General features: G+C 73.2%; 1 protein-coding gene. It reads left to right on the top strand.

Going from position 1 to position 1,126, the window contains the following annotated elements; all coding sequences use genetic code 11:
- Window positions 1-1,126 (top strand): ABC transporter transmembrane domain-containing protein (locus tag AB0L34_RS34190; RefSeq protein WP_363709817.1); only part of this gene is annotated, 1,126 nt, incomplete at both ends.

The raw sequence follows: 1,126 nt of genomic DNA, 5'->3' as shown, positions 1-1,126 counted from the left end.
GGCTGCTCGTCGCCGCCGCCTGCGTGGCGCTGCTGGGCCTGGGCGTGCCGCTGGCCACCGGCGAGGTGCTGGGCCAGTTGGCCCGGCAGGGTGAGGTGGACGGCCTGTTCGGTTTCCTCGCGCTGATGCTCAGCGCCGCTGTGGTCGCGGGACTGGTCGGCGTGGTGCAGAACCTGCGGTTGCTGCGGTTGGAGGGCCGGTTGCAGTCCGGCGCGCACCTGGCGCTCTGGGACCGGCTCATGCGGCTGCCCGCCCGGTTCTTCACCGGTCGCAGCAGTGGTGAGATCGCCAACTCGATGTTGGGGATCTCGTTCGTCGGCGAGGCGCTGAGCGCGCTGCTGCCGCAGCTCGTCTCCGCGGCCGCGACCGTCGCGGTGACCCTCGGCCTGCTCCTGGTGGTCGAGCCCGTGCTCGGGCTGTGGGGGGCGGGGATCGTCGCCGTCACCATGCTGGCCTTCGGCGCGTTCGCCGTCCTGATCGTCCGCCGGCAACGGATCGCGCTTCCGGCCGAGCACCGGGCGGCGGCGATGACCAACCAGTTGCTCGGGGGAATCGTCAAGATCAAGGTGGCGGCCGCCGAGGCCCGGGCGCACGCCCGCTGGTCGGAGGTGGCCGCGGTGGCCCGGGCGGCGCTGCAACGGGTCCGGCAGAGCCAGGCGGGCCTGGTCGCGTTCGCCACGGTGCTGCCGGTCGCCGGTCAACTGGTCCTGTTCGCCGTGCTGATGGGACCGCTCGCCGGCCGGGTCACGCCGGCCGACTTCTTCGTCCTCAACGTCAGCTTCGCGATGCTGCTCGGCGCGCTGCTCGTGCTGGTGTCGGCCGGGGTCGAAGTGATCGCGGCGGTGCCCCGCCTGGGCGGCCTGCGGGACATCCTGCGCGCCGACCCCGAGGCCCGGCCGGACCGGGTGGACCCGGGCGAGCTGCGCGGTGAGGTCGCACTGCACCGGGTCACCTTCGCCTACCAGCCGGACGAGCCGCCGGTGCTCGTCGACATCGACCTGCACGTGCGCCCGGGTGAGTTCGTCGCCATCGTCGGGCCGAGCGGCTGCGGGAAGTCCACACTGCTCCGGTTGCTGCTCGGTTTCGAACGCCAGCAGCAGGGCGCGGTGCTCTACGACGGCCAGGA

Origin of the sequence: Micromonospora sp. NPDC052213 (assembly GCF_040679695.1) — a bacterium.
Classification (GTDB): Bacteria; Actinomycetota; Actinomycetes; order Mycobacteriales; family Micromonosporaceae; genus Micromonospora.
Note: the sequence above shows the minus strand (reverse complement) of the source record. Positions and strands in the feature narration are given on the sequence as shown.